This is a genomic window from Arthrobacter sp. Y3223164 (genome assembly GCF_059091005.1).
This window is the reverse complement of the sequence record NZ_JBNHGF010000146.1, coordinates 1-6,392: the sequence shown is the minus strand read 5'-3', so window position 1 is coordinate 6,392 and position 6,392 is coordinate 1. Positions and strand designations below refer to the sequence as shown.

Annotated in this window: 9 protein-coding genes and 1 pseudogene; 2 read left to right on the top strand and 8 right to left on the bottom strand. The window is 67.9% G+C overall.

Features of this window, described 5'->3' with window-relative positions; translation table 11 throughout:
- Positions 1 to 114: 114 nt before the first annotated feature.
- From AC5RUJ_RS09130 to AC5RUJ_RS09120, 3 genes are read right to left on the bottom strand one after another with little or no spacing between them, the layout of a single operon-like run.
- Positions 115 to 903: a cytochrome c biogenesis CcdA family protein gene (locus tag AC5RUJ_RS09130; RefSeq protein ID WP_494000626.1), complete on the bottom strand. Its 789-nt coding sequence runs from the start codon at positions 901 to 903 to the stop codon at positions 115 to 117.
- Between the two features lie 2 nt (positions 904 to 905).
- A complete protein-coding gene (locus AC5RUJ_RS09125; protein ID WP_494129071.1) occupies positions 906 to 1,520 on the bottom strand; it encodes a TlpA family protein disulfide reductase in 615 nt (204 codons plus the stop codon).
- 54 nt (positions 1,521 to 1,574) lie between these two features.
- Positions 1,575 to 2,237: a histidine phosphatase family protein gene (locus tag AC5RUJ_RS09120; protein ID WP_494129072.1), complete on the bottom strand. Its 663-nt coding sequence runs from the start codon at positions 2,235 to 2,237 to the stop codon at positions 1,575 to 1,577.
- A gap of 236 nt (positions 2,238 to 2,473) precedes the next feature.
- Here AC5RUJ_RS09120 and AC5RUJ_RS09115 point away from each other — a divergent pair, with 236 nt between their 5' ends.
- Positions 2,474 to 3,289, top strand: coding sequence for a hypothetical protein (locus tag AC5RUJ_RS09115; RefSeq protein WP_494129073.1), 816 nt, complete (start codon positions 2,474 to 2,476; stop codon positions 3,287 to 3,289).
- 55 nt (positions 3,290 to 3,344) lie between these two features.
- Here the strand turns inward: AC5RUJ_RS09115 and AC5RUJ_RS09110 are convergent, their stop codons facing one another.
- Together AC5RUJ_RS09110 and AC5RUJ_RS09105 are read right to left on the bottom strand one after the other, a co-directional pair.
- Entirely contained in the window at positions 3,345 to 4,022 is a 678-nt protein-coding gene (locus tag AC5RUJ_RS09110) for a redox-sensing transcriptional repressor Rex (protein WP_494129074.1), read from the bottom strand.
- A gap of 166 nt (positions 4,023 to 4,188) precedes the next feature.
- Positions 4,189 to 4,449: a glutaredoxin family protein gene (locus AC5RUJ_RS09105; protein WP_494012828.1), complete on the bottom strand. Its 261-nt coding sequence runs from the start codon at positions 4,447 to 4,449 to the stop codon at positions 4,189 to 4,191.
- 65 nt (positions 4,450 to 4,514) lie between these two features.
- Between AC5RUJ_RS09105 and AC5RUJ_RS09100 the strand changes: the two genes are divergently transcribed.
- On the top strand, positions 4,515 to 5,333 hold the full coding sequence (locus AC5RUJ_RS09100; protein ID WP_494012829.1) for an HAD family hydrolase: 819 nt from the start codon (positions 4,515 to 4,517) through the stop codon (positions 5,331 to 5,333).
- Between the two features lie 99 nt (positions 5,334 to 5,432).
- On the opposite strand, the gene AC5RUJ_RS09095 is transcribed toward AC5RUJ_RS09100, so the two are convergent.
- The 3 genes and pseudogenes from AC5RUJ_RS09095 to AC5RUJ_RS09085 form a co-directional block, all read right to left on the bottom strand.
- Complete coding sequence (locus tag AC5RUJ_RS09095; protein WP_003792170.1) at positions 5,433 to 5,531, bottom strand: 30S ribosomal protein bS22; 99 nt, start codon at positions 5,529 to 5,531, stop codon at positions 5,433 to 5,435.
- Positions 5,532 to 5,690: 159 nt separating this feature from the next.
- Complete coding sequence (locus tag AC5RUJ_RS09090) at positions 5,691 to 5,903, bottom strand: helix-turn-helix domain-containing protein (protein ID WP_493978048.1); 213 nt, start codon at positions 5,901 to 5,903, stop codon at positions 5,691 to 5,693.
- A gap of 147 nt (positions 5,904 to 6,050) precedes the next feature.
- A pseudogene (locus AC5RUJ_RS09085) lies at positions 6,051 to 6,392 on the bottom strand (3-deoxy-7-phosphoheptulonate synthase); the annotation flags it as partial.

The following is a 6,392-nucleotide window of genomic DNA, read 5'->3' as shown; positions in this document are numbered from 1 at the left end:
CGTCGGCGGGCCTGCGGTCCTTCACGGTCCGGCCGCCGCGATCCGTCCCCGGTCCGGCCGCTGCGGGGGCATCGGCTTGGTCGTGGCGTCCAGCGCCTTCGGGTGTCTGACTCATCAGATCGGGAGCCTCACTTCATTTGCAAACCAGTCCTGCAATTGCGTCACCCAGTCTCCCCATAACCCGCTGGCCATCAGCAGGCCCAAAACCACCAGCATGGCGCCGCCGGCCCGCTGCAGGAACAACCGGTGCCGGCGGAAGAACGCCATGGCGCCCATCCCCCGCCGCACGCCGAGCGCGATCAGCAGGAACGGAACCCCCAGTCCCAGGCAGTACACGAAGGCCAGGAACGCACCCTTGGCCGCATCGGCGCCGCCCGAGTAGGCCAGCGCCTGCACGGCCGAGAAGGTGGGGCCGATACAGGGCGCCCAGCCCAGCCCGAACGTCATGCCGAGGACCGGTGCCCCCCACAGCCCGGCCGGCGGCCGCGACTGGATCTTGCGGTCCCGCTGGAAGTAGGACAGCCCGCCCATGAAGATGATGCCCATGGCGACGACGACGACGCCCAGCACCTGGGTGACCCAGCCGGCTTCGCTTCCCTTCAACCAGGCCCCGAGCTGGCCGAAGATCGCCCCGATGATCACGAAGACGATGGAAAAGCCCAACACGAACAAACCAATGCCGGCGAACATCCGGCCGCGGCGCTGGCGTTCAAGATCCACGCCGGTCAGGCCGGTGACGTAGCCCAGGTAGCCGGGCACCAGCGGCAGCACGCACGGGGACAGGAAGGAGACCAGCCCGGCCAACATGGCCACGGGGATTGCCAGCAGCACGGAGCCGTTGAGCACCGTGTCGCCGAAGGCGCCGCCCACAGTCATCGGCAGCGCGGCCGTCGCCCACCCCATTGCTAGGCGGCCACTGCGTCTTTAATCAGGGCCCGGAGCGTGCCCTTGTCCGCCACGCCCAGGATCCGGGCGGCGACGCGGCCCTCCTTGTCCAGCACCAGCGTGGTGGGGACGGCCTGCGGGGGCACGTAGGCGGTCATCGCCAGCAGGACGTCGCCGTTCTTGTCCATGAAGCTGGGGTACGTCACCCCGAAGTTGCGCTCGAAGGCCTCTGCCGTGGGGCGCTCGTCCCGGATGTTGACGCCGTAGAACCGGGCGCCGTCGGCGAATTCCTCGCTCAACGCCTGCAGGTCCGGAGCTTCCAGCCGGCAGGGCGCGCAGGAGGCGTACCAGAAGTTAAGGACCGTCACCTGACCGACCCAGTCGGCCGCATCGACGGTGGTGCCGTCGAAGAGCTTGGCGGTCAGCTGGACGGGTTCGCCGCGCGAGTCGGGCGCGTACTCGGTGACCGAGCCGTCGCCGGCGATGTAGTTCTTGTTGTCGCCGGCGTTGGCCTGCTGGGCCAACGGATCCTCGACGGAACACGCGGCGAGCGAGAGGGCGCCCAGCAGCCCCGCACCGACTTTGAACGCGGTACGGCGATTGAACGAACGGGGGTTATCGGCAGTCACAGTCACACTTTTCTTCGTGGGGTTGGGGGTGTCCCACTTCTACAACGCGTAGTAATTCTATTATGCTCCGGGCAGGTTCGCCGCACCGGGCAGGAGGTGGGCGCACGGCTCGGCGTAGCGCACCCCGGCGAGGCGGCCGCCGTCGAACTCCAGGGAAGTCACCGAGGCCAGCGTGCACTGGCGGCGGCGGGGATCATGCCAGAGCCGTTTGCCCTCGGCGGCCAGCCGGGTCACCCAGATGGGGAGCTGGTGGCTGACCAGGACCGCCTCGGCGCCCTCCCCGCCGCGTTCCACGGCTATCCGGCGGGCGTCGTCGATGGCCTCGCGCATCCGGGCGGCCTGCGCCGCGTACGGCTCCCCCCAGGACGGCCGGAAGGGATTGTAGAGGTGCGGCCAGTGCCGGGGCTGGTTCAGGTGCGAGCGGATGTCCGCCAGCCCCTCGAAGTGGTTCTCGGCTTCGATGATCCGCTCGTCGGTGACGATCTCGAGGCCGAGGGCCTTGGCGGTCGGGGCCGCGGTCTCCTGGGCCCGGGTCAACGGCGAGGCCACCAGGTAGCTGATCCTGGCGCCGTCGTCGCGGCGTTCGGAAAAGTAGCCGGCGGCACACTCGGCCATTTCCTGGCCCAGCGCGGACAGCCTGAAGCTCGGCAGCCTGCCGTAAAGCACGCGGCCGGGGTTGTGGACCTCGCCGTGGCGGAGCAGGTGGACGGTAGCTTCGGGCATGGGTACAAGTGTCTCAAACCGCCGGTGTTTGCCCAAAAGCCCCGCTGTCCGCCCGTGGGGGTGTAGTGTCTGGCCCCGCTGCCTGCCCGGGAAGAAAATCATCCTTCCGGCCGACCGCCGCGGCACTGGCCTGCATTGTAGTGTTGCCTTAACAGCTGCCAAGCACCTCTGCGGCCGGCGCGCAGGCCTGCCGGACCGAGGGCGACCCGTGTGGATGAGATGAAAAGGAACCGGCCATGAGCACCCCAGTAAACGAACCGAACCAGCCCGGTGACGGGGAGGGCCGGCCCGGAGGCCAGGAACAGCCCCGGTACGGGCAGAACCTGCCGCAATACGGCCAGAACGCGCCTCAGCAGCCCGGCTCGGAGCAGCCTCCCTACGGGCAAAACGCCCCGCAGTACGGGCAGAACCCGCCGCAGTCCGGACCCCAGTATGGACAACAGTACGGGCAGCAGCCGTACGGCCAGGGCCAGCAGGGACAGCCCCCGTACGGCCAGCAGTACGGGCAGTCCCCGTACGGCTACCAGAACGCCGTGCCCGGCCAGTACGGCTACCCCGGCGGGCAGGCGCAGACCGCCGCCAAACCCACGGCGCCGCGCGAGGTCGTCATTGCCTTCTGGTTGATCATTGCTGCCGCCGTGCTGACCGCCATTGAAATGCTGACGGAACTGGCGAACCTGGACGGCACCATGGCGATGGTGCTCAACGACCCGTCGGTCCGCGAAGCCCTGGGCGAGCAGGGCGGCCAGTTCTCCGACGCCGAGCTGGCGGAAATGATGAGGGGTACGGCAGGAGTGTTCATCGTCATCACCGCGGTGATCGCCGTCGGGCTGTACCTGATGGTGGCCTTCGGCGTGAAGGCGGGCAAGAACTGGGCCCGCATCACCGGCGCGGTGTTCGCCGCGCTCTCGCTGTTCGGACTCTTCAACATCTGGTTCGGCACCTTGTCCGTGCTGCTGGGCATCGCGGCGATCGTGCTGCTGTTCCTGCCGGCGTCGAACAGGTTCTTCCAGGCCACCAAGGCGCACAAGTTCGGCGTCTACGGCCGCTGACCGGGAGCGGGTTCCGGCCGCCTGACGGCCGGAACCCGGCGGGGCGCAGCAGTGTTCAGCCGTGCTCCGTCGCCTGCGCCCGTTGCGCGTGGTACGCCAGGATCTGCAGTTCGGTGGCCATGTCCACCTTGCGCAACTGCACGGATGCCGGAACCTGCAACACCGCCGGCGCGAAGCTGAGAATGCTCGTGACGCCGGCTTCGACGAGCCGGTCGCAGAGCCCCTGGGCCGCACCGGCGGGCACGGCCAGGACCGCCATGTTGGTGCCGGTCTGGCGCAGGATAAGTTCCAAGTCACCGATCGGGCTGACGCGCATCCCGGAGACCTCCGACCCGACGACCTGCGGATCCGCGTCGAAGAGCGCCACGACTCCGAAGCCCTTGGTGGTGAATCCGGAGTAGCCGGCCAGGGCCCGGCCCAGGTTGCCGATGCCGACAATCGCGACTTTCCAGTCCTGGGTGAGCCCCAGGGCCGCGGCAATCTCCTGGCCGACCAGCCGCACGTCGTAGCCCACGCCGCGGGTACCGAACGACCCGAGGTAGGAAAGGTCCTTGCGCAGGGTGGGCGGGCTCACGCCGGCGGCCTCGGCCAGTTGCTCGGACGATATGCGTTCCGTACCCTCGGACACCAGCGAATTCAGGGCCCGGAGGTAGATGGTCAGGCGTGCGAGCGCGGCCGGCGGGATCTCGTGGCCGGATGGCTTGGCAGCCTCGGTATCCGGGAGGTGGGTCACTGTTGTCGCTCCGATGCCTGCTGCGGGGCTCCGGCCGTGCCGTTTCCAGCCGTTCCGGGTCCTGGGTGCCGCCGGCGGCTGTCCAACCGCAGGCTTGTGTCCCCCCAAGATTAAGCTCCCCCGCGCCGCTCTCCAACTCCTGTGACGCCGGCCGGGCCGCCCCGGACTACTGTGTGAGCAGCCGTCGCAGCCGGTCCGGATCGATGTGCCAGAAGTCCCGCTGGACGCCGTCGATCATGACCACGGGGATCTCCTCGGCGAAGCGCCGTTCGAGCTCGGGGTCCTCGAGGATGTTCTTCTCTTCCCAGGCGAGACCGAGCTCCCCCGCAACGCCCCCGACGGTCTCCCGTGCCGCCTGGCACAGATGGCAGCCGGGTTTGGTCAGCAGCACCAGTTCGTGCCCGGGGCGCGTGTCGGATCCACTCATGCCTTCCACGGTAGCGGCCGGTGGCGCTGAACGGACAATCTCCGGCGCCTCGTTAGACTCGAAGCATGCCCAAGACCGCCGCCGGCCATGCACAGCGCGCCTCGGTCTCCACGGACCCGGGGACGGAAGCGGCATTTTTCGACGTCGACAACACCCTGATGCGCGGCGCCAGCCTGTTCCACGTGGCCCGCAAGATGTACCAGAGCGGCGCCTTCCGGATGCGCGACGCTGCCGGTTTCGGCTTCAAACAGGCCCGCTTCCTGATGCGGGGTGAGAACCTCAAGGACATCCAGTCGATCCGCGACACGGCACTGGCCCTTGCCACCGGCCTGCTGAGCGACGACGTCAAACAACTGGGCGACGAGGTCTACGACGAAGTCATCGCCTCCAAGATCTGGCCCGGAACCAGGGCCCTGGCGGACCAACACCTGCGGGTGGGCCGCAAGGTCTGGCTGGTCACGGCCACGCCGGTTGAAGTGGCCGCCGTCATCGCCGACCGGCTGGGCCTGACGGGCGCCCTGGGCACGGTGGGTGAAACCGAAGACGGTGCCTACACCGGACGACTCATCGGGGACATCCTGCACGGGCCGGCCAAGGCTGTCGCGGTCGAGGAGTTGGCCATCCGCCAAGGCATGGACCTGGCGCGTTGCTGGGCCTACAGCGACTCCTACAACGACGTCCCGCTGCTGACCCTGGTGGGCAACCCGGTGGCGATCAACCCGGACGCCAGGCTGCGCCGGCACGCCCGGGAGAACAACTGGCCGGTCTACGACTACAGGAGCGGCCGGCGGGCGGCCACCTTGGGTCTCAAGGCCGCCACCGGTGCCGGCGCGGTCTACGGTCTCTGGCGCGGGGTCAACAGATTCCGGCGACCGGCGGCGTAACGGCCGGACCCACGCCGGCGGGGATGAAAACCGGTTAACGGCACAAGGCCCGCCAGTTTCCTGGCGGGCCTTGGAAGAAAAGGGAACCGGTTGTCGGTCCTACTTCTTGTTGCGGCGCTGGTGACGGGTCTTGCGAAGCAGCTTACGGTGCTTCTTCTTGGCCATACGCTTGCGGCGCTTCTTGATAACTGAACCCACGAGTCCCTCATTCACTGATAGTTTCGTCAGCTGCCGGTGCCCGGCGGGGCACACGTCAACTCACGGTTTTCGACGATGACGTAAAACGTTCCTTAACAGGGTACCGCCTCCGCGCCCCCCGCTTTGACCGTCGGACGGCAGCCGGCCCGCTCCGGAGCGTCAGGCCGTCCCGGTCTCCCGGTCGATCACGGCGCCGCGCAGGTACTCCTCCACGGCCGATTCGGGCACCCGATAGGAACGTCCAAAGCGCACGGCGGGCATCTCGCCCGAATGCACCAAGCGGTAAACGGTCATCTTGGACACGCGCATGACCGCGGCCACTTCCGACACCGTCAAGAAGCGCACACTCGAGAAATTGTTCTCGTCAGCCATTACGCACTGTTCCTTTACTGTAAGCAACACCGGCGGCGTGCCGCCTTGCCCCGCCCCAACAACCGTCTTCCTAGATACTTTAGAGGCTGTTGTGGCAAAAGTGAAAGTGCACACTGTAGCTTAAGCATTTTAACCAAGCACGGCCTTTTACCCTCGGGCCGCTTTCGTGGCGCGGTTCCCCGCGGCCGACGCCAGCTGGGCCAGCACATCCGCCGTGACGTCCCACTCCATGCAGGCATCCGTGACACTCTGCCCGTAAACCAACGCCGCTCCCCCGCCGTCCTGGGACACCTCCAGTTTCTGTGCCCCGCCCACCAGGAAGCTCTCCAGCATCAGGCCGGCGATGGCGCTGCCGCCAGCTTCGACCTGCGCGGCGATCTCCAGCGCCACCTCGGCCTGGCGGTGGTGGCTCTTGCCACTGTTGGCGTGGCTGGCGTCCACGATCAGCCGCGGATTCAGGCCGGCTTCGGCCAGCGCCGCGGACGCGGC

What these genes read in the sequence shown, in the direction of transcription:
- AC5RUJ_RS09130 (WP_494000626.1), bottom strand. Translation starts at nt 903, where the DNA reads ATGGGGTGGGCGACGGCCGCGCTGCCGATGACTGTGGGCGGCGCCTTC.
- AC5RUJ_RS09090 (WP_493978048.1), bottom strand. Translation starts at nt 5,903, where the DNA reads ATGGCTGACGAGAACAATTTCTCGAGTGTGCGCTTCTTGACGGTGTCG.
- AC5RUJ_RS09115 (WP_494129073.1), top strand. Translation starts at nt 2,474, where the DNA reads ATGAGCACCCCAGTAAACGAACCGAACCAGCCCGGTGACGGGGAGGGC.
- AC5RUJ_RS09105 (WP_494012828.1), bottom strand. Translation starts at nt 4,449, where the DNA reads ATGAGTGGATCCGACACGCGCCCCGGGCACGAACTGGTGCTGCTGACC.
- AC5RUJ_RS09100 (WP_494012829.1), top strand. Translation starts at nt 4,515, where the DNA reads ATGCCCAAGACCGCCGCCGGCCATGCACAGCGCGCCTCGGTCTCCACG.
- AC5RUJ_RS09120 (WP_494129072.1), bottom strand. Translation starts at nt 2,237, where the DNA reads ATGCCCGAAGCTACCGTCCACCTGCTCCGCCACGGCGAGGTCCACAAC.